This is a genomic window from Endozoicomonas sp. NE40, from assembly GCF_040549045.1.
Taxonomy (GTDB): Bacteria; Pseudomonadota; Gammaproteobacteria; order Pseudomonadales; family Endozoicomonadaceae; genus Endozoicomonas_A; species Endozoicomonas_A lisbonensis.
The window spans coordinates 1-18,016 of the sequence record NZ_JBEWTB010000001.1 but is presented as its reverse complement, the minus strand read 5'-3'; the positions used below and the strand labels follow the sequence as shown (position 1 = coordinate 18,016).

The 18,016-nt window shown below is 48.4% G+C and carries 19 protein-coding genes; 11 read left to right on the top strand and 8 right to left on the bottom strand.

The annotated features are described in order from the left end of the window. The first annotated feature begins 158 nt into the window (after positions 1–158). The 7 genes from tssE to V5J35_RS00065 all read left to right on the top strand — a co-directional run bounded on the left by tssE (position 159) and on the right by V5J35_RS00065 (position 8,187). The gene (gene tssE, locus V5J35_RS00095) at positions 159–629 is read left to right on the top strand and encodes a type VI secretion system baseplate subunit TssE (protein ID WP_354011631.1); all 471 of its coding nucleotides are present in this window, start codon (positions 159–161) and stop codon (positions 627–629) included. Positions 630–688: 59 nt separating this feature from the next. Further along, entirely contained in the window at positions 689–2,521 is a 1,833-nt protein-coding gene (tssF, locus tag V5J35_RS00090) for a type VI secretion system baseplate subunit TssF (RefSeq protein ID WP_354011630.1), read from the top strand. Continuing rightward, positions 2,518–3,621 carry a type VI secretion system baseplate subunit TssG gene (tssG, locus tag V5J35_RS00085; RefSeq protein WP_354011629.1) on the top strand — a complete coding sequence of 368 codons (1,104 nt, stop codon included), beginning with the start codon at positions 2,518–2,520 and terminating at the stop codon, positions 3,619–3,621. Before tssF ends, tssG begins: the two co-directional genes overlap by 4 nt. A gap of 83 nt (positions 3,622–3,704) precedes the next feature. Next, a complete protein-coding gene (tssH, locus tag V5J35_RS00080) occupies positions 3,705–6,392 on the top strand; it encodes a type VI secretion system ATPase TssH (RefSeq protein WP_354011628.1) in 2,688 nt (895 codons plus the stop codon). A gap of 35 nt (positions 6,393–6,427) precedes the next feature. Continuing rightward, entirely contained in the window at positions 6,428–7,321 is an 894-nt protein-coding gene (locus tag V5J35_RS00075; RefSeq protein ID WP_354011627.1) for a M91 family zinc metallopeptidase, read from the top strand. 235 nt (positions 7,322–7,556) lie between these two features. Beyond that, on the top strand, positions 7,557–8,027 hold the full coding sequence (locus V5J35_RS00070; protein ID WP_354011626.1) for a YopT-type cysteine protease domain-containing protein: 471 nt from the start codon (positions 7,557–7,559) through the stop codon (positions 8,025–8,027). Further along, a complete protein-coding gene (locus tag V5J35_RS00065) occupies positions 7,945–8,187 on the top strand; it encodes a YopT-type cysteine protease domain-containing protein (protein ID WP_354011625.1) in 243 nt (80 codons plus the stop codon). Before V5J35_RS00070 ends, V5J35_RS00065 begins: the two co-directional genes overlap by 83 nt. Positions 8,188–8,246: 59 nt before the next feature. Here V5J35_RS00065 and V5J35_RS00060 read toward each other — a convergent pair whose 3' ends face one another. The 7 genes from V5J35_RS00060 to V5J35_RS00030 all read right to left on the bottom strand — a co-directional run bounded on the left by V5J35_RS00060 (position 8,247) and on the right by V5J35_RS00030 (position 12,018). Next, positions 8,247–8,564 carry a hypothetical protein gene (locus tag V5J35_RS00060; protein ID WP_354011624.1) on the bottom strand — a complete coding sequence of 106 codons (318 nt, stop codon included), beginning with the start codon at positions 8,562–8,564 and terminating at the stop codon, positions 8,247–8,249. Between the two features lie 341 nt (positions 8,565–8,905). Then, positions 8,906–9,139, bottom strand: coding sequence for a helix-turn-helix domain-containing protein (locus V5J35_RS00055; RefSeq protein WP_354011623.1), 234 nt, complete (start codon positions 9,137–9,139; stop codon positions 8,906–8,908). Positions 9,140–9,453: 314 nt separating this feature from the next. After that, positions 9,454–9,924, bottom strand: a complete 471-nt coding sequence (locus tag V5J35_RS00050; RefSeq protein WP_354011622.1) for a hypothetical protein — start codon at positions 9,922–9,924, stop codon at positions 9,454–9,456. A 44-nt stretch (positions 9,925–9,968) separates the two neighbouring features. Continuing rightward, positions 9,969–10,181, bottom strand: coding sequence for a hypothetical protein (locus tag V5J35_RS00045; protein ID WP_354011621.1), 213 nt, complete (start codon positions 10,179–10,181; stop codon positions 9,969–9,971). 58 nt (positions 10,182–10,239) lie between these two features. Continuing rightward, positions 10,240–10,836: a DUF2589 domain-containing protein gene (locus V5J35_RS00040; RefSeq protein ID WP_354011620.1), complete on the bottom strand. Its 597-nt coding sequence runs from the start codon at positions 10,834–10,836 to the stop codon at positions 10,240–10,242. 116 nt (positions 10,837–10,952) lie between these two features. Next, positions 10,953–11,546, bottom strand: a complete 594-nt coding sequence (locus tag V5J35_RS00035; RefSeq protein WP_354011619.1) for a DUF2589 domain-containing protein — start codon at positions 11,544–11,546, stop codon at positions 10,953–10,955. A gap of 241 nt (positions 11,547–11,787) precedes the next feature. Beyond that, positions 11,788–12,018 (bottom strand): helix-turn-helix domain-containing protein, encoded by a 231-nt coding sequence (locus V5J35_RS00030; RefSeq protein ID WP_354011618.1) that lies wholly within the window; start codon positions 12,016–12,018, stop codon positions 11,788–11,790. 252 nt (positions 12,019–12,270) lie between these two features. Here V5J35_RS00030 and V5J35_RS00025 point away from each other — a divergent pair, with 252 nt between their 5' ends. The 4 genes from V5J35_RS00025 to V5J35_RS00010 all read left to right on the top strand — a co-directional run bounded on the left by V5J35_RS00025 (position 12,271) and on the right by V5J35_RS00010 (position 16,454). Beyond that, positions 12,271–12,834: a hypothetical protein gene (locus V5J35_RS00025; protein WP_354011617.1), complete on the top strand. Its 564-nt coding sequence runs from the start codon at positions 12,271–12,273 to the stop codon at positions 12,832–12,834. A gap of 220 nt (positions 12,835–13,054) precedes the next feature. Next, on the top strand, positions 13,055–13,264 hold the full coding sequence (locus tag V5J35_RS00020; RefSeq protein ID WP_354011616.1) for a hypothetical protein: 210 nt from the start codon (positions 13,055–13,057) through the stop codon (positions 13,262–13,264). Between the two features lie 32 nt (positions 13,265–13,296). After that, the gene (locus V5J35_RS00015; RefSeq protein ID WP_354011615.1) at positions 13,297–14,439 is read left to right on the top strand and encodes a hypothetical protein; all 1,143 of its coding nucleotides are present in this window, start codon (positions 13,297–13,299) and stop codon (positions 14,437–14,439) included. Between the two features lie 350 nt (positions 14,440–14,789). After that, positions 14,790–16,454 (top strand): hypothetical protein, encoded by a 1,665-nt coding sequence (locus tag V5J35_RS00010; protein ID WP_354011614.1) that lies wholly within the window; start codon positions 14,790–14,792, stop codon positions 16,452–16,454. A gap of 59 nt (positions 16,455–16,513) precedes the next feature. Here V5J35_RS00010 and V5J35_RS00005 read toward each other — a convergent pair. Continuing rightward, positions 16,514–18,016 (bottom strand): ubiquitin carboxyl-terminal hydrolase family protein (locus V5J35_RS00005; RefSeq protein WP_354016225.1); only part of this gene is annotated, 1,503 nt, incomplete at its 5' end.

Genomic DNA, 18,016 nt, shown 5'->3' with positions numbered 1-18,016 from the left:
ATTCGGTAAGATGAATTAATGTAACGATCTCTTGCGCAATATATAACCAACAGACTGTTATTTCAGTCAAATAATGGCAGTATATCGATTGAGCTTTTTATACTGTGACCCGGTCGCATTTTATGCGGTTTGAGTCCCATTGATCGAACCCTCTGGTCATGTACAACAAAAACGAAAAAAAACTCATGGCTCCGGTGCTGGACAGGCTGGTGCAGAAAGAAGGCACACCCCGCAACCATCTTCAGCTGCGTCAGTTGCGGGAGAGTGTCCGGCGTGATCTCGAACGTTTAATGAATACGCGCTATCGGTGCGTATCGCCTCCGGATGACCTGCCTCAGGTTAAAAAAGGCATTCCCAATTACGGCCTGCCGGACCTGTCCACCATAAACCTGAACTCTGCCGGGGCATTAAACAGTTTCTGTCGTCAGGTAGCAGCGACCATCAGGCATTTCGAGCCGAGAATTAAGTCTATTAAGGTAGAAAGCGTTCAGGGGGTTGATCCGGAAGACCCGACCATCCGGTTTCGTATGGAGGCTGTGTTGCATGCCAATCCGGCCCATGAGTTGCTGATTTTTGATTCAGCCCTTGATCCGGTGACACAATCCATTGATATTCTGGAAACCCATTAGGCTCTGGCAGGAAAGGACAAGGACAGGGCTCAGGAATAACAGCAGTCATAAGGATAATAATGAGCGAAAAACTACTGCCGTTGTACGAGAAGGAACTGGCGTTTATACAACAGTCGGCCGGTGAGTTTGCCCGGCGCCACCCTTCGGTGGCCGGTGCCTTGCAGCTGGATACCGATACGGTTGAAGACCCCCTGGTGGCACAACTGTTGTCCGGGGTCGCTTATCTGAATGCGCGGATTCAGCAGAAGCTGGACGATGAGTTTCCGGAGCTGACTGAAGCCATGCTGGAAACGCTTTATCCCCATTATCTGCGCCCCTTTCCCTCCATGACAATCCTTCAGTTTGAGCCGGAAGCATTGCTGGACGCGCCTGCCGTGGTGGCATCCGGCACTCTGCTGGATACTGAACAGGTGTCTGGCAATGGCTGTCGTTATTCAACCTGTTACGATGTCATCATTCCCGCCGTAAAGCTGGACAGTGCCAGCCTGATGCCCCGGCCGTTTATTGCGCCGGGCTCTAATCAGGTGACGGACGCTAACGCGGTGCTGAAGCTGGCCTTTTCCACCCTGGGAGAGGAGTCTGTGGTTGCTGAAGCCATGGGGGACAGCCTGAGGTTTTTTCTGAAAGGCCAGCCCCAGCACGTTTACCCGTTGTATGACCTGTTGCTGACAAAAGCAGTGCGGATGGTGGTCGCCCGGGATGATAACGACCCGCACCCGGTGTACCTGGACCCGGAGCTGATTGAAGCAGTGGGGTTTGCCGAAGAAGAGGGCCTGATTCCCTATCCCGATAACGCCTTTCCCGGCTATCGGCTGCTGACCGAGTACTTTGTCTTTCCGGAGAAGTTTTTATTTATCGACATTAACGGTCTGGATGATGCCCTGAAAGACAACGACAGTCAGCAGTTTCACCTGTACCTTTACCTTGAAGAGAGTGCCGACGAACTGGAACAGCAACTGTCTGCCAGTTTTTTCGCCATGGGCTGCACCCCCGCCACCAACCTGTTTCCCATGCGTGCTGAACCGGTGGCCCTTGACCATGCCCGCTATGAATATCCGGTAGTAGCCGACATTCGTCGTCGGGAAGAGCTGGAAATCTGGTCGATTAATTCTGTTACCAGCAGCGATACCAGTGGCAAGATTCGGGAGTTTACGCCGTTTTACAGTTACCGGCACCAGCAGGCTGAATCCGGGCAGTCGGCGTTCTGGATGACCCGTCGGCGCGGGGTGCTGGAGGGTGAGCATTTTAATGAACACGCCAGTGATGTCAGCATCCGTCTGGTTGACCTGGAGTTTAACCCTTTTGCGGAGAAAGAAGGCGTTCTGCATCTGCAAACACTGTGTACCAACCGCAACTACCCGAAAAAGCTGCCTTCCGGTGGCGGGCAACCGGGCTTTTTTATTGTGGATGGTGATGCGCCCACGGAGCGGATCAGCAGTATCACGCCACCTACCAGTGTCGTACGACCACCGATGAAAGAAGGGGCTTACTGGCGGCTGATTTCCCATCTGAATTTGAACGTTCTCTCGCTCAGCCGGGGGACAGAGTCCTGCGAGGCGTTTAAGGAGATACTGAGGCTGTACAATTTCAGGGAGACTGCCAGCTCCAGAAATCTGATCGAGTCAGTGCGCTCTATGGATACCCGAACGATTACGGCACCCATTCCCATCGACAATACGGTTGCCCTGTGCCGGGGAACGGAAGTGGAACTGGAACTCGACACCATGATGCTGGCGGGAACCAGCCCACTGTTGTTCAGTTCGGTGATTGAGCGGTTTCTCGGGGCTTATTGCAGCATCAACTCTTTCGTACGTTTGATTGTCACCCTGACCGGGCAAGAGGGTGAGTTTAAACGCTGGCCGCCCAGGGCAGGGGATAAGGCGCTTTTATGACGATAAAGACAGCGACCAGCGTGAACACCGCCGAAAGATTGAAAGCAAAACCGCAACAGTTTGATTTCTTTCAGGCGGTCCGGTTACTGGAAGTCATCAGTCGTACCGATAAATCACGCCGGGAAAAATTTGCCAGCCAGCCTGTGGCGGAACTGGCCCCGCCCCATAAAGAGTTTGTACATTTTCATGCGTCACCGGGTCTGGCTTTTTCTGCCACCGATATCGTGCGCCTGAAGGTTCAGGAACAGGAACAGACACCCGACCCGGAGAACCGGCACCAGTGGCGTATGGAAGTGTCGTTTATGGGACTGGTGGGCAGTCAGGGTGTGTTGCCACAACATTACAGCGAAACAGTGCTGAAAGAGCTGAAAGCCAGAAACCGTGGCTTGCGGGATTTTCTTGATCTTTTTCATCACCGCACTCTGTCGCTGTTTTACCGGGCCTGGGTCAAGTATCAGCTGCCGGTTCAGTTTGAACGACAGAGGCGTGGCAGCAATCAGGCTGGCAGTGACGTGTACAGCCAGGCCATTAAATCACTGGCAGGCCTTGGGCTGCCGGGATTGCAGAACCGGACGTCATTGTCAGACGATATTGCCGGAGGTATGGCGGGGCTACTGGGGCGCAGCGTACCGTCTGCCATGGCTCTGAAAAGTGCCATCCGTCACCACTTTGGCTTACAGGCGGAAATAGAACAGTTTATTGGTGACTGGAACGCGATTCCCCCGGATTTACAGACCCGGATGCCCGGCCCCTCCAACCGTTATAAAGGGGTGAATAATGTACTGGGCAGGAATGTGGTTCTGGGGCAGGAAAGCTGGCAGGTTCAGAGCCGCTTCCGGATTGTGCTGGAGCCGATGCCCTACCGTCAGTATATGGATTTTCTGCCCGGCAGTCGCAGGCTGGAAGCCTTGCGTTCGCTGGTAAACATGTTTGCCGGACATGAGCTGGACTTTGATATCCATATACAGGTGAAGCAGCAGGAACTGCAACCTTTACAGCTCACCCAGACCGAAGATTATTACCCGATGCTGGGCTTGAATAGTCGTCTGAAAAGTGATCAAGTTAATGATCAGATGATCACCATAACAGCCGCCGGATAACCACAATGATTACCTAAAGCAATGGTTACCTATAGCGATCACCCATAACAATAACCCGGGCAGAACAGGGAAGGGAACTCCAGATGATTACGCTGAACCTCAAGGCTCTTGTCGAAAAAATGTCGCCAGTACTGCGCGAAGCCCTGGAGGGCGCTGCCGGTCTGTGTCTGGCACACAATCAGTACAATGTTGAAGTGGAACACTGGCTGCTGAAGCTGATGGACCGGAGTGACACCGACTTCTACAGCCTGCTTGAACTGCACGAGGTTGACCCTTCTGCCCTGGCCAGACAGCTGGCTGCCGCCGTGGCCCGGTTTAAAAGTGGCAGCAGCCGGCCAGCGGCGCTGTCGCCCGCTATTGTCGATGCGGCAAAAAATGCCTGGATGATTGCTTCGGTGGATTGCGGTCATGACCAGATTACGTCCGGTCATCTGCTGGCCGCGTTAATGCTGGATGACCAATCCAGACGACAGTTGCAGGAACACTGCGAGGTATTGCGGGATCTGGCCGGGGAATCCATTCGGGAAACGGCCCGGGCCAGGGTTGGCACCACGGCGGAATCGGCGCAGACAGTTGCCGCTGCTTCGGGCGACGGCGTGAGTTCAGCAGATGGCAAAGCCACTAAAACCCCCGCGCTGGATAAATACACCATTAACCTGACAGCCCGGGCAGCCAGTGGCGAGATTGATCCGGTACTGGGCAGGGATGAAGAGATTCGACAGTGTATTGATATTCTGCTGAGAAGGCGACAGAACAACCCTATCTTTACCGGTGAAGCCGGGGTCGGAAAGACGGCGGTGGTTGAAGGTTTTGTGCTGCGTATTGCCAGCGACGATGTGCCTGACCCGTTAAAAGGTGTGGTGGTTCGTACGCTGGACCTGGGGCTGTTGCAGGCGGGTGCCAGTGTTAAGGGTGAGTTTGAAAACCGTCTTAAGTCGGTGATTGAAGAAGTGAAAGCGTCGCCGGTTCCCATCATTCTGTTTATTGACGAGGCTCATACGCTCATCGGTGCCGGGGGCAAGGAAGGACAGGGTGATGCCGCCAATCTGCTGAAGCCGGCGCTGGCCCGTGGTGAGTTAAGAACCATTGCCGCCACCACCTGGGCTGAGTATAAAAAATACTTTGAACGTGACCCGGCACTGACCCGCCGTTTTCAGCTAGTGAAAATTGAAGAACCCGATGAAGAGACCGCCATTAATATGATGCGGGGGATTTCTGCCTCGCTGCAGGAACATCACAAGGTACGTATTCTTGATGAAGCCATTGAAGCATCGGTCAAAATTTCCCATCGCTATATTGCCGGACGACAGCTTCCGGATAAATCTGTCAGCTTGCTCGATACCGCCTGTGCCAGGGTGGCACTGAGCCAGTCGGCAACGCCCGGTGCCATTGAAGATGCCCGCCGGCGCATTCAGACCGCTGACACTACGCTGGCGATGCTGAACAGAGAGCAGGCGGCAGAAGCGCTGCACAGTGAACGTCTGCTGGCATTGAATGAACAGAAAAATCTTGCTCAGGATCAGTTGATTGAACTGGAAGCGCAATGGCAGAAAGAGCAGGAACTGATCAGCGAGATTCGCACTGTACGTCAGCAGATTGACGACGATTACCTCAGGGGATCGTCTCAGGCCAGTGAAAACGAAGATGACCCCGACACTCAATGCCTGACCGATGAAGAACGAAGCAAACTGAAAGAACAGTTACAGGAACTGACCACAGAGCTGTCGACGATTCAGGGGCAACAACCGCTGATGCAGGCTTGTGTTGACCAGCAGGCGGTTGCGGAAGTGGCGGCGAACTGGACCGGCATTCCAGTGGGCAAAATGGTCAGCGATGAAATTAATGCAGTACGACAGCTGGCAGACAGAATGCGACAACGGGTGATTGGTCAGGATCATGCGCTGGAAGCCGTGGCTCAGGCTGTTCAGACCAGCCGGGCCGGTTTGAACGATCAGCGCAAGCCGGTGGGTGTCTTTCTGTTTGTTGGCACCAGCGGCGTCGGTAAAACCGAAACGGCTTTGACCCTGGCGGACCAGCTCTATGGAGGCGAGCAGAACATTACTGTGATCAATATGTCCGAGTTCAAGGAGGAGCATAAGGTCTCGATGTTGCTGGGCTCACCTCCGGGCTATGTTGGCTACGGTGAAGGCGGTGTTTTAACCGAAGCCGCCCGGCGCAAACCGCACTCCATTATTCTGCTGGATGAAATGGAAAAGGCTCACCCCGGCGTGCAGGATATTTTCTACAACCTGTTCGACAAAGGCACCATCAAGGACGGGGAGGGCAGGAATATCGACTTCAGAAACTGTGTCATCATCATGACCTCTAACGCGGGTGAAGACGCGATCCGCGCCATTATGAATCAGGTGGAGGAAAAGCCGGAGCCTGAGGTTCTGCTGGATAATATTCGTCCCCAGCTGTTGAAACACTTCAAACCCGCCTTTCTCGGTCGTACAACGCTGATCTCCTATTACCCGCTGGACGATGAAAACCTGATGAAAATCTGCGCCATGACTATGCGCAAGATTGAAAAGCGGATTAAGGAACATTACGGCGCAGCCTTCAGCTACGATGAAGACCTTTTGATTCATATTGTTGCCCGCTGTCAGGAAGCGGACACCGGCGCCCGTAATATTGAGAACATTCTCTCGCGTTCGCTGCTGCCGGAACTGGCCGGTGCCTGTCTGGCCAGAATGGCAGACGATGAACCCATCAGCAAAGTCCATATTGCAGTGGATGAACAGGGCGCTTTTGAGTATCAGCTCGATTAACCATTAACGGACAATACCCGGGAAAGGAGAACCCAATGGCCATTGACTATACTGCCCCGAATGGATTGGTGATCGTCAAAATTGGTGGTGATGATAACTTTCAGACGAGAGTCACCCGATCTCTGGATAAAATAGGACAGACAACGGCAGGTCAGGCATTATTTAGCGGGCTGATGGCAAATCGTAACAACAGAAAGTACTGTACGATTCATCCCGCCACAGGCAGTTGTTGCGAATGCATGTCGGATTCCGACAAAAGCCGCACTAAACTGGCTCAGTCGATTTTTGATTATACCGACAGATTTCCGGCAGAGCTGTCCGCCTGTATTCAGGTACCCAGTGCCAATTTAACCATTGACAGCCTGGCCACTAAAATCAATGCGACGCCGGTCTACGATATACGGGGGCTGCCCAATACGGCTCCGTCCCAGCTGAATGTCACCGGGGATCATATCCGGGACTGGATTATGGGAGTTACCGAGTTTCCGGCACCCTTTACCAATGTCAATGCGGACAAGCTTGTCAGAGTGTTGCTGACAGCTCTATGGCCAGCGGCAAGAACTCGACCCGGTGAAGGTGGTCATGCCCGGGTGAAGTGGAATGAGAACAGTGCCTCTATTGGTTTAACGACGGGTGTCCGGCAGGTGCGTTCTAAATCCATTGGCCTGGCTCATGAACTGGTTCATGCCTATTACACAGGGCGGGGCCTGCAGATGGGGCTGGATAACCCGGAACCCCTTGACGGAGTTCCCACGGTGACCAGTGCCGCCTTGTATGAGTACATGTGTGTAGGGTTAGGTATCTGGAGTGACGAACCGATCAGCGAGAACAAGATCCGCGACCAGTGGCGGTCAGTCACGAAAAACACCTTGTTGAACGGCTCGGTGAAAGTCTCTTATGGAGAAACTGCGCTGAGGCCCTGTTATTGACCGGCTGAAATCTGTGACTGAAATAATTGAGGATTTCAGCCTGAAATAAACGCTTATTGTCAGCTGCAAGCCTTGGCTACCAAGGGATTGCAGCTGACAATAAGCGTGAGGAAGGTTTTACTCACCGTCTGTTCAGTGGCCTGATAATCATCTGCTACAATCTCCTAAATTCAGATTTATAAAAAAGGAAATGTGGCTACTGATCCTTAGCGTTATCCTTATCAGGTGATTTCACATGAAGTTGTATGAGCTGGCCAGAAAGCATAATGGCATTGTCGTATGGGAGTTTTCACAGAATAAAAAGGAAGTAAACCGGTGGCTTGGCATTGGCGTATGCTCAGCATTGAGTGCCAGCTGGGTAAAGTTCCATGCCCATAATGACAGTCTGGCCAACCATCTGGGTTCCTGTGGCGCAGGAAAACTGAACAGATTCACGCTGATGAGTATGACACACCTCCAGGACAGTTTTTCGAATAAAAAGAAGGGCAACGTGCCTACTGTTAAAGTATGGCTTACCATGCACGGACTGATTCCTGTAATGGAGACTTATGGACAGTCCGTTTCTGTTTATGGGGATAGCGGGTATCGTATTATCACAACACTGATGAAATATTATAATTGCTATGCCTATTTTGCTTCAGGTGTTCCCAAAAAAAGGGCATGCCGCAGCAGTCTGGCTGGGTGGTTTCGACTACACAACGGGTGATGCCTGTTTCTTTGAACCAAACTACGGAGAAATCTGGTTTGAAAAAGAACAGGATTTTTTTCAATTCTTCCCTGCTTATTTTCTTGCTGAGTATCAAAATGAAAAAAAACATTCTGGGATGTTCTGGTTTGTCAGATGTCCAGTCAATCCCGGTAATTAAACGGAACGATCCCGTTGTCAAAGGGGCATTACAATTACTTATAAGCATCACCCTTGTGACTAAATAAATAACTTATAAAACACAATTTCGTAGAAAGTCAGGGCAGGGAACATACTACATTTTAGCTTTTGCCGTTTAATAAAACTATCCCACTGATGTTGTTCACCATAAACAATGGGAGGGTCCTGTATCAGTGCTGAAATAACAATAATTATGTTGGTCTCATTTATGCCCATAACCGTTGCGCAGGGCTTTGCTACTGCGTGATAATAGAGATTGTATTTTTGTTCTTCGGTTAATGGGTAGAATTCATTTCCGTATAAATCTGTAACAGGAAATAGAAGAATCATAAAAAACAAGATGATTGTTTGTTTCATAAAATATTGTTCTTATATTTATTGTTAATTCAGGTAAATGACCCATAATGCTAATTGCACAATAACAACGGCCATTAGCATTATTGATATAAGCATGAACCGCTTTTTATCTTTTGTACGGTTTAAGTAGGTTTCGTATTTGCTGTCATCAATTAACTCCTGACAATAGTTGCAATACTCATGTTTGAGACTGTGAGATAATATTGGCTTACTGCCCCGGTATACTGGGAATCCACATCGAACACATCGTTTTTGTTTTTTTGCCATTTAAAATTCTGCTGTTTTTATTCGTTCCTGCATAGCTCCTGCATAGCTCCTGCCTGTATCAAGTCGGCGGCAGGCTAAGGCAGAGGGTTATTTTGTTTTTGCAGGTTAATCTTGTAATCATAAACGGTCATCATTTTAATCAGTGAAGTAAAGCTGGGTTCTACCTTGCCATTTTCTATGCGCTCTACGGTTGAGGTGGCTACTCCAAGTTCCAGCGCCACGGATTCCTGAGACCTTTTTGAAAGGCGCCTGATACGACGGCAAATATGACCAATATTGTCAATCGTAACATCGATATTGTTATCCATAACCAGGCTCTTAATTACTAAAACCACAAGTAAACTCTATGACTACACTGTATCGATCAACACAGCATCTATGCTGTAGACCGAACAGGTAATAACTTTGATTGGTATAAGACAGTCAAACAAAATTGTTCAACTATGAACTGCATGCAACGTGAGCAGCACAGAAAATCGTCAGGCGTATTGTGAACCGTTAAACACGACGCTTGCTGACAATAGAGGCTTCTGGAAAACAACACAAGCCGGGGGTTGTGAGAGGGGAAAGCCCGCCACGGGACGATTCAACATCGTGTTACGGGGCGGGCTGTGTAGCGGGTTTATCGGACAATGATTTTTTCAACGATCAGAGCATTGCGTTTATCAAACGCAGCGCAGTTCAATTTATTGTATTTGATATTTTCCTCTACCGTTCCATCAAAGCGGGCGGGTGAACGCTTTGCCTTGACAACTGAAAAGGCCTCTTGCGCTACAGGTTCCCTGATGGCTTCCATCAACCTGGTATCCTCGTTAATCCGCCAGGCGTATATGAGTGAAGTCTGGACGTTGCCAATTGGAGCATTCAGAAACAGGTGTGAATTGGAGTTTTGCTTATCCAGGTACAGCGTGCCACCGGTGACCATGTAATAAGATGCCCTGTTAACCCCTGCATAAGGTATTTCACTGAAGTGGGTGGCTTCGTCTTCATTCTCTGTTTGAGAGAGTCGCTGGTTTTGCTTATGTTTATCCGGAGCAAACATCCATGTTTGTTGTCCACTGACCGGATGCGTCAATCTGAATTTTACTGGCATGGTTTAACCCTTCTTATTGTTTAAAGTATGTGACACCAGAACGGCTAACCCGGCTGGTGCGATGATCCCACTGTCTGTTGACGAATCGACTGGTACTCGTCAACAGCGTGTTGCACTACCTCGCGGCTTTGGGCGCTGATCGAGATGCTGGATCTGCATTTAGCCTGACCACAGGTAAACTGATGCCCGGCCAGCAGCAGACGTGTATCCATAACCACATTCCCACCACAGGCAGGGCAACGGATTTGTATGCTCATTGTTCATACCCTTTTAACGAAGCAGAGCCGCTTCTACTGATGTTGGAGTGAGTCCGGCTTAATTGTCGCCACCCGGGTCAGCCGAGGTGGCAGGCACCTGAATCGGAGCAATGGATTCGGTAAATGCCTGAATAACCGTATTCACTCCTTCGGGCAGAGGGAGCTGTCCGGCGTGTACATCAACGGTATACTTCGCCTGGTTTGACTTTTCATAATGGTCGCTGGAAGCCGTTGAACTTTTTCTGGAGGACGATACGGTGCCTGATATCTTCGGCCTGCAGCCCCAGAATCCTCTGCCAGAATCATAGCTTCGTGTTTTGTCTTTAGTCTTCTCTGTGCTGCTGCTGTTGTCTTTCGCAAAGGCACTTTTGACTTCCATCTCAAAATGGATCTGCACATTGTCAACCCCCAGTGAGTTCAGGGGCAGCAGGGTCAAAAGCGGGATAGTGAAGTTTGTTTCAACCGAATCTTTTGGTTCACCGTCCGCGTTAATAACGGGGCGGCTGATTTTCATCTCAACCATGATGGGTTCAAATTTTCCATCCTCGCCCTCCTTTACGAAGCAGGTTTCAAGGAGAAAGTTCATTTGTGTAACAGCCATTTCGCTGTTCGCCTGTGCGGTAGCAATCAGGGGGCCACCGATCAGGGCCTCCATAGGTAGGCCACTGAACTGCTGGGCCATAGGGACTAGTGCTGGATCAGCCATGTTAGCCTCTCTCTATAATAATGTTTTTATTGTCTGTTGATTATTCGTTAAGCAAGCGTCGGGATTTAGCCCGGTATCTGCGCCCGTAGTACCCGGTCATATCCCTCAATCAGTTTTTTCAGTCCATCGGTGGTTTCTCCTCCTTCAACAATAATTTCAATATGGGTATTCGCTGAGTTACTGGATGCCTCACTGCCTGCCGATGGAAATGAAACCAGCAACTCGTCGTCTTCATTACTGGTCACTTCCAGATCGCACCTGAATTTAATGTGCTTTACCTGTGAAGCCGCCATCGGCACGAGTGAGATAAGTGGTACATGGGCCACAAAGGTTTCCAGTCCGCTTTCGGTATTGCCCGGATACGCCATAGCCACCATTTTTGGGCGATGGGTCATTTCCTGCTCAGGGGCTAATACTTTCTGGTGGTTTGAATCCTTTATTTCCTGTAACAGTGATTTGGCAACATCTGTTTTCCCTTCTGCCAGAGCCTGCCTGGCCTGTTTTATTTTTTTTTCCGCCGCTTCGTGTTCTTTACTCAGCGGCGAGGGGATCTCTTCAAAGAAATATTTAATCTGCTCAATGCTTTGATTGCCGACAGCCTGTACCGCCTGATTGATACTGCTGTGAATGGCTTCCACAAGTGTTTTCAGCTTGATCATAAATAGCCTTCTGTTAAATTCGAGTCATGTTAATCAGTACAAAGAAAATCAGTCCGGTTAATATAAAACCGGCGACAGCGACACATTTTAACCATCGGGTACGGCGTGCTTTATTCAGTAATAACCTGCCTCTGTCGCCTTCAATAAAACTGTTATAGTGTGTTTTTTTATTGAGCAGCGGTTTTATGTTATTAACCCTTTTCATTGTTAGTCATCAATCCGGATTGCAAAAATTGTTGAATTAATTAGCAGAGTTTTTTAAAACCAGCTGATAACCCATGGCTGCAAATATTTTTATTAATGACTGTGAGCCAGGAGAATGTTGTTTATTCTCTATTCTGGTGATCGTTGAAGTTTCCAGTTCTGCATCTAAAGCCAGTGTTTCCTGGCTCTTACCAGTGGCGCGTCTCAGGATTCGGCAGACATCGCCAATGTTTTCACTGGTCAATACAATAAGCTGATTGCCGTACATTATTATTGCTCTTATCTTGATTCCATAATGTCACCCTATTAAATATTTAAGCCTCAATGTATAGCGCAAATGCTGTTGAAATTTCATTAAAGCCATGAGGGTACTTTTTGAAACAACGGCCTTATTTAAAGAAATAAAAACATCAAATCCATAGCAGGAATGCTGTGTTATAGAAAATCATCAGATCATAAGTTGTAATGGCTGCATGCAGCATCGTTGTATTGAATGAACTACTAATAAGGTGAAAAAACAATGACTGACACAAAGCCTGTTGATACCGTAAAACTGAAACTCAAAGGTAAAGGCAAACATAACGATAAAGTGGGAAGTTATGATGGCTATCTGGAAATGAAAGAGAACAAATTCAGTGGTTTCTCCCGTAAGAAAATTTTCATTTGTAATAAAAAGAATGAAGCTAAAGCGACAGAGTTTGAACGCTACAAGACCATGAGCGATAAGTCGGGCTACTTTTACAGGGTAAAAGGCAGTGAAAATGAAGATGGTGAATCGCTGTGGCTGGATGAAATAACCAAGAATGGGTTTGTATTTGCCATTCGCAGCCGTACTGAAGATGTATTAGGTGCCACAGGGAATATTCATTCATGGGTAGAAGGCATGAGCAACGATAAAAAACAGACTCGCCTGTTTGCCTGCCTGGGTACCGATCTGTCTCAGGAAGCTCTGGCGCTGCCAAGGAAAGGTCTCGGGGATCACGACCAGCACAAAAGCGGTGAAAAAAATGGCGGTTCACAGGTCTTCTGTAATGGTAAGTTCCACAGGGACGGCCTGGCAGTAACGGTTGAAGAAGTGTCTTAAGCTTAAGCGTTAGTGTTTCATCCGGGTTTGGCGGTTACCTGCGCTGTAAAGGGTAACCGTCAGTGTTTTCTGAGGATTTCAGCCTGAAATAAATGGCTCTAAAAGGCTCGATGCCTTAGCTACCAAGGGGTTGCAGCCTGAAACCAGTGTGAGGAATACGTTGATACCTGGCTCTCACAATGGCTCCCTGCATATCAACTTTCCCAGGGACCATGACTGTGTGACGAAGCCCTCGGCAGCGATCATGCTGGCGATGAGCCGTTCGCAGAACGTGGGTACTGATCTTGAGGGTAGCGCTATCGTCAGAAAAGCTATGCAAATAAGCTTTTCCTATACATTACCTTTTTTATTTTATCTCCCTATCTTTCCAGTTGCATCTATTAAAAAATTTTTACCGCCTTTAAATAAAATGATCTACCTTGAATTTTGAGAAAGCGTCCTTGAAAACAAATAAGGTATATAATGATGCAGTTAATTATCAGACTATGCTTGAGTATTTTCATTTCTTTTTTTTCTTACTCTTCACTCGTAATGGCTGCTAAAGATAGAATTCCTTTTTTGCGTGGCAGCGACGTCGATGGAATAGAATTACGGGGATTACTCGATGAGACATTGAGCGAAGAAGAAGATGAACTCGATATTAACCTTCCCGCTATTCCCGAAGACGATGAACTCCTTGTTGATCTTTGTCCTCCGGAAGATGAGCCTTCCCAGACTCACTATGGAGCAACCAATCAAGATTATTACACCACAGTATCACCGGGTCTTTACCGATTAGAATTTCGCACCAGCTCAGGACGAAGGCAGCAAACATTAATTACTCTGGTCGATGAGGCTGCCGGAGTGAGGGAGTGTCCGGACCACCCCAATGATGCCTGCGGATGCCTGCAAGGTCAGTCACCTACCTCCGCTATTACCAGTCAACCGTCTTCTAATACCCAACATACTTCATCGGCATCACAGGGAAACAATAACAGTGCCGAACGCCTTCAATCCATAAGAATAAGAAGGGATGATATTCCCTATTTAAGAGGGCTTGCCCGGTTGCTTGATCCAAATATTAACCGATTACTTCCACGGACGGTTCAAGATGCATGGAGTCACTCTGATCGTGGGTCGGCTATAGTGTGTGCGTTCCTATGTTGTGAATGTCTTAGCGTGGTGGTTCCCGGAGGCTTAGTGTCATGCATAGGAATAAAAGTGGCGTCAATACTCATAGAGAGCTGGTGTGGCACAACAACCCTTATTGGTGGCCTGGTAGGATGCCACCATTGTTATAACGAACCACGATCATGGATAGCCACCATTCGATTTAACCGGACAGTACCCAAGTCAGCCAAAGATACAACCATTGGACGGCTGAATACAATCCTGCACAATCTTGCAAAAAAAACACGCAACCCACAACTCACTTCAATGCGTACCATTGAAGAGGAATGCGTGAAAAACGATGAAACTTCCGAACAAACCGGACAGCAAATAGAGTTACAGGTTGAGGTGCAAATTCCCCATCGGGTGGTAGGTCCGCAACGTGTGATGGAATACCTTGGGCTACAGGACGATAGCGAAAAAAATGTCACTGTTGAATTAGCAAGAAAACGCTGACAGCGGAGCATTTTTTAGTAATGCACTTAAACTGCGCTGACTTTTCAGCCGGTTATCCAGCGTTGGCGATCGTTGCCATAGCTAAGGCTATGACTCCTCACGCCGTCTTGTCTAACCGGCTGAAAAGTCATGCTCATGACGAAGCTAATAACTTTGATTGGTATTACATAGCGTTTTGTGAATGAACTTTTCAGAAGTTTGAATGTCTAGAGGAGGAATGGAAATTAAATATCATCTTTGTATGGAAGATTCTTATGTTGGTACCCGAAACCAGGGATAGAGTGTTTTTGGAATATGAGAATTATCAAAAACAAGAAAATGAGGAAAACTGCTGTTTAAGATCCTGTCGTATGGCCGTATCCGCCATCGTGTACCTGCCTAAAACACTATTTAACGCTATACCTAAATCAATATTCAGCCGCAGCGCTTCTGTTTGCTCAAAAGCCCTTTTTTACAGTTGCAGGGCAGGTTCTTCCGCTTTATATGAAATGGCCTATCTTGAGGAATCAGGAAAAAATGCAAAACGGTTTGGCCGCTGGTGTGTAAACGCTATGCCTGCCTTAAAGAGCATAGAGCGTAGCCTGCCTGCAAAAGCAACGCTGTTAACCTGTCGGGCAATCTGCGCAGTGTATACACATACTCTCGGCTATGGCATTGGCGCTGTTGCCTTTGTTGTTTCGTTAGGGCAAACGCCTGAAGTCGTCAGAAAAATTTGGGAAGCCATCGGAAGATCTGACGCCTTACAAGATAAAATTGCCTCTATAAAAAGATCGGTATTCGAACAGGTTATTAATGATGACCATTTTCTGCATGAAACATGTCATCAAATAATGGACGAATTTATTGTTTTTTTTGATCCCGCTGTTGAGCTGATCTCAGGCTCAAACCGTCCATTTAAAAAGGCTGATTGTGAAAAACTGGTACAAAAGATTCTCCGGCATAGTAATGAAAGCTCTTATTTAAGTAAGGATATTTTTTTTTCAGCCGTTCATAAAATTGTTGCAAACAGGAAGGAACTGATAAAGCAATGCGTGTTTAATGAATGCTTAGGAATTTCCTCCAGACAGCTCAATAAAAAATGTCTTGATTGCCTGGATCTCATATTCCCTGTACCCGGTCAGATAAAAAGTCTGTTAAAAACAGAAGGTGTGCGCGAAAGTTTGATTGAAGAGGTATGGATCATTTATGTTTTTTTATGCGTGTATCTTAATCAGTATCATACTGATTTCGACCTTCTTTTTTCGCTCGCCGGTCGCAAGAAAATAGTCGACGCTCTGTCAAAAAAGCTGGGTAGCGTGATCTATGAGCAGATTAAGATTAAAGCTAAAAATAAAAGAGATGAAAGAAATGAAAGAAAACGGATTGACCGGTTATCCCGTGAAAATAGTTCAGTCAAACCTGAACGAAGTCAGGCTGCCGCAAGTACAGAGGTTTTGCAGCCCCCCCCTGCAATGACGTTTGGGGAGATAGAGAACGCCTGCACACACCTGCTGAAAAAACCGTCCCCTCCGGGGGATAAAACAAAAAAATCGAATAAAGCACCTGAACCCGCCCGGATAATAGCCGGTCCCGCCAGTGTACAGGCAGGGTCGCGAGTCCTTAGTGCGGAGGAAAAAGACAGGCTTTATGGCGATCTGCAAAGTGTTTTCCAGGGACAAAGAGAGAGCCTTATCAACCTCAAAAAATGTCTGGACTCCCTGGAGACCTTTTCATGGAGTGATCAGGCGTTACTCAGGCGCTGTACGACGTACACCCTCCAGCCTGATGATGATCAGCCTCCGGTTCCTGTTTTTCATATTTCGGCGGGAAAACGAGGGTCTCCCGAGGCCGTGACAGTTTTTTTCGCCCAACTGGACAACACGTTTGAATGCCTGGCGGTTGCCAGACATAAAGGAACGTCAAAAGGATCGACGGCGTACACCTGTGAATACCAGAACGATCAATGGAAAGTGCCTAAACATTTGTCCTACGGGGAATCGAGAAACATTCGCCTGAAATCCGATTTGAAATCGTGACGATCAGGGATGCCCCCGGAATCCATATGGCCGGGTAACTGGCAACACCACAAAAACCATCAAGCCTTCTCGTAGCAAAACAGATAAGGAATCATTTCCGGTGAACGTCTGAAAAAAGACTGTAAATCGTCAATGGGATAAGTCTGTTCATTGTCGTATACAAACCATTGCGACCCCTCTTTTTCAAGGGCAATGTAACTTCCCTTATCAGCAGAATCACCGGTATGGGCCACCATTGACTTAATGTTCAGCCCGGTCTTTTCAATAATGCCCGTACCGGTATTTTCAAGTGGTACCTCTAACTGCTCAAAGGGGTGTTCCATCACCAGAGCCCGGGCTTCTTTTGTGAGCTTTCTGGTTTCCCCCGTGTATGGACTGACACTAAATGCCTTAGCCTGGATGTTAACCCGTTGAATGCTTGATGGCTCCCTGTGTCCGTACTGCCTGATCTGAACTCTCGGGTGCTTTTTACCGTCCACAGAGGTTGTGCCGGGCCGGAATAAATCCTGAAGGCCCTTGCCGTCAACAGGAATACTAACAACAGGCGCTTCACCACTGTTTCCATAAGTCACCAGCGATGGGTTATTAACGGCTCCTGTCTGGTAGCGATGCGGCAAGGGGCTGGATAGCTGGTGATCTTCATCAATAATATCCAGCAAACCAGCCAGATATTCACGGGCATCTGACCCCGGTCCCCCGTAGTCATGGTCTTCATTGTAAGGAAAAAGTCGTCTGAATAACCCGGCTTTAATGTCTGCAGATTGCCCCAGTTCGTAACAGGCGTTGTGCAGGGACTTTTGCTTTTCGGTGATATCCGACACAGGTTCACCACTTCTGGCACGCATGGTGGCTTCTGCAAGGCTTGCAAACTTAAGCATGACCTCTGCTCTCTTACCCCCGTCTCGAACTTCTCTTTTATCGCCGTAGTTGGTTTTAGCGGTTGACAGGTAAGTGCCGGGATTGCTTCTTCTTAATGCCCGGGCCCGGTTTTTGATGGAATCAACATCTTCTGTACCAAGGGCTACGATCAGCTGCTTTAATCCTGAATTAATAAAGCTGGTTCTGGAACCGAAATCTTTGAACCCGGGTGTATTGGCGGCATGGGGTGGTGGCAGTTTCAATGGTTCAGGCGCGGAAATATCCAGAGAGTCCATGCTTTTCGAAACATCAGCAAGAGAGAAGGAGTCTCTGTCAGAACCTATCGCACCCACCTGAAGAGACATGTACGGGTCTTCATCCAGGAGTCGCTGATACTGGTTTTGTAAGAAGTTCTCCTGTCCGGCTTCATCGCTCCCGGAACGTTCGCTGTATCCGGGTGAGCCCGGGCGGGGAATAAAGGCCTGCCCAGCTGGTCGCCATTGGGGGTTTTGTTTCATATGCTCCAGATAGTGCCTGCGCTCTTCCTGGCCCTGGCGAATGCTGGTGAGCACGTCTTCACCGGAAATACTGTTGTACTGAGCGTACTGAGTTTCCGGAGGAGCCGATGTGGACACCATCGGCATCCAGTGAGCAAATTGATACTTCCCGAGATTAATCAGAGCCAGCGGGGCTTGCGACGGCTC

Bases quoted from the DNA above. Each gene is read 5' to 3' on its own strand.
- tssE (WP_354011631.1), top strand. From the start codon at position 159: ATGTACAACAAAAACGAAAAAAAACTCATGGCTCCGGTGCTGGACAGG.
- tssF (WP_354011630.1), top strand. From the start codon at position 689: ATGAGCGAAAAACTACTGCCGTTGTACGAGAAGGAACTGGCGTTTATA.
- tssG (WP_354011629.1), top strand. From the start codon at position 2,518: ATGACGATAAAGACAGCGACCAGCGTGAACACCGCCGAAAGATTGAAA.
- tssH (WP_354011628.1), top strand. From the start codon at position 3,705: ATGATTACGCTGAACCTCAAGGCTCTTGTCGAAAAAATGTCGCCAGTA.
- V5J35_RS00075 (WP_354011627.1), top strand. From the start codon at position 6,428: ATGGCCATTGACTATACTGCCCCGAATGGATTGGTGATCGTCAAAATT.
- V5J35_RS00070 (WP_354011626.1), top strand. From the start codon at position 7,557: ATGAAGTTGTATGAGCTGGCCAGAAAGCATAATGGCATTGTCGTATGG.
- V5J35_RS00065 (WP_354011625.1), top strand. From the start codon at position 7,945: ATGCCTATTTTGCTTCAGGTGTTCCCAAAAAAAGGGCATGCCGCAGCA.
- V5J35_RS00060 (WP_354011624.1), bottom strand. From the start codon at position 8,564: ATGAAACAAACAATCATCTTGTTTTTTATGATTCTTCTATTTCCTGTT.
- V5J35_RS00055 (WP_354011623.1), bottom strand. From the start codon at position 9,139: ATGGATAACAATATCGATGTTACGATTGACAATATTGGTCATATTTGC.
- V5J35_RS00050 (WP_354011622.1), bottom strand. From the start codon at position 9,924: ATGCCAGTAAAATTCAGATTGACGCATCCGGTCAGTGGACAACAAACA.
- V5J35_RS00045 (WP_354011621.1), bottom strand. From the start codon at position 10,181: ATGAGCATACAAATCCGTTGCCCTGCCTGTGGTGGGAATGTGGTTATG.
- V5J35_RS00040 (WP_354011620.1), bottom strand. From the start codon at position 10,836: ATGGAGGCCCTGATCGGTGGCCCCCTGATTGCTACCGCACAGGCGAAC.
- V5J35_RS00035 (WP_354011619.1), bottom strand. From the start codon at position 11,546: ATGATCAAGCTGAAAACACTTGTGGAAGCCATTCACAGCAGTATCAAT.
- V5J35_RS00030 (WP_354011618.1), bottom strand. From the start codon at position 12,018: ATGTACGGCAATCAGCTTATTGTATTGACCAGTGAAAACATTGGCGAT.
- V5J35_RS00025 (WP_354011617.1), top strand. From the start codon at position 12,271: ATGACTGACACAAAGCCTGTTGATACCGTAAAACTGAAACTCAAAGGT.
- V5J35_RS00015 (WP_354011615.1), top strand. From the start codon at position 13,297: ATGATGCAGTTAATTATCAGACTATGCTTGAGTATTTTCATTTCTTTT.
- V5J35_RS00010 (WP_354011614.1), top strand. From the start codon at position 14,790: ATGGCCGTATCCGCCATCGTGTACCTGCCTAAAACACTATTTAACGCT.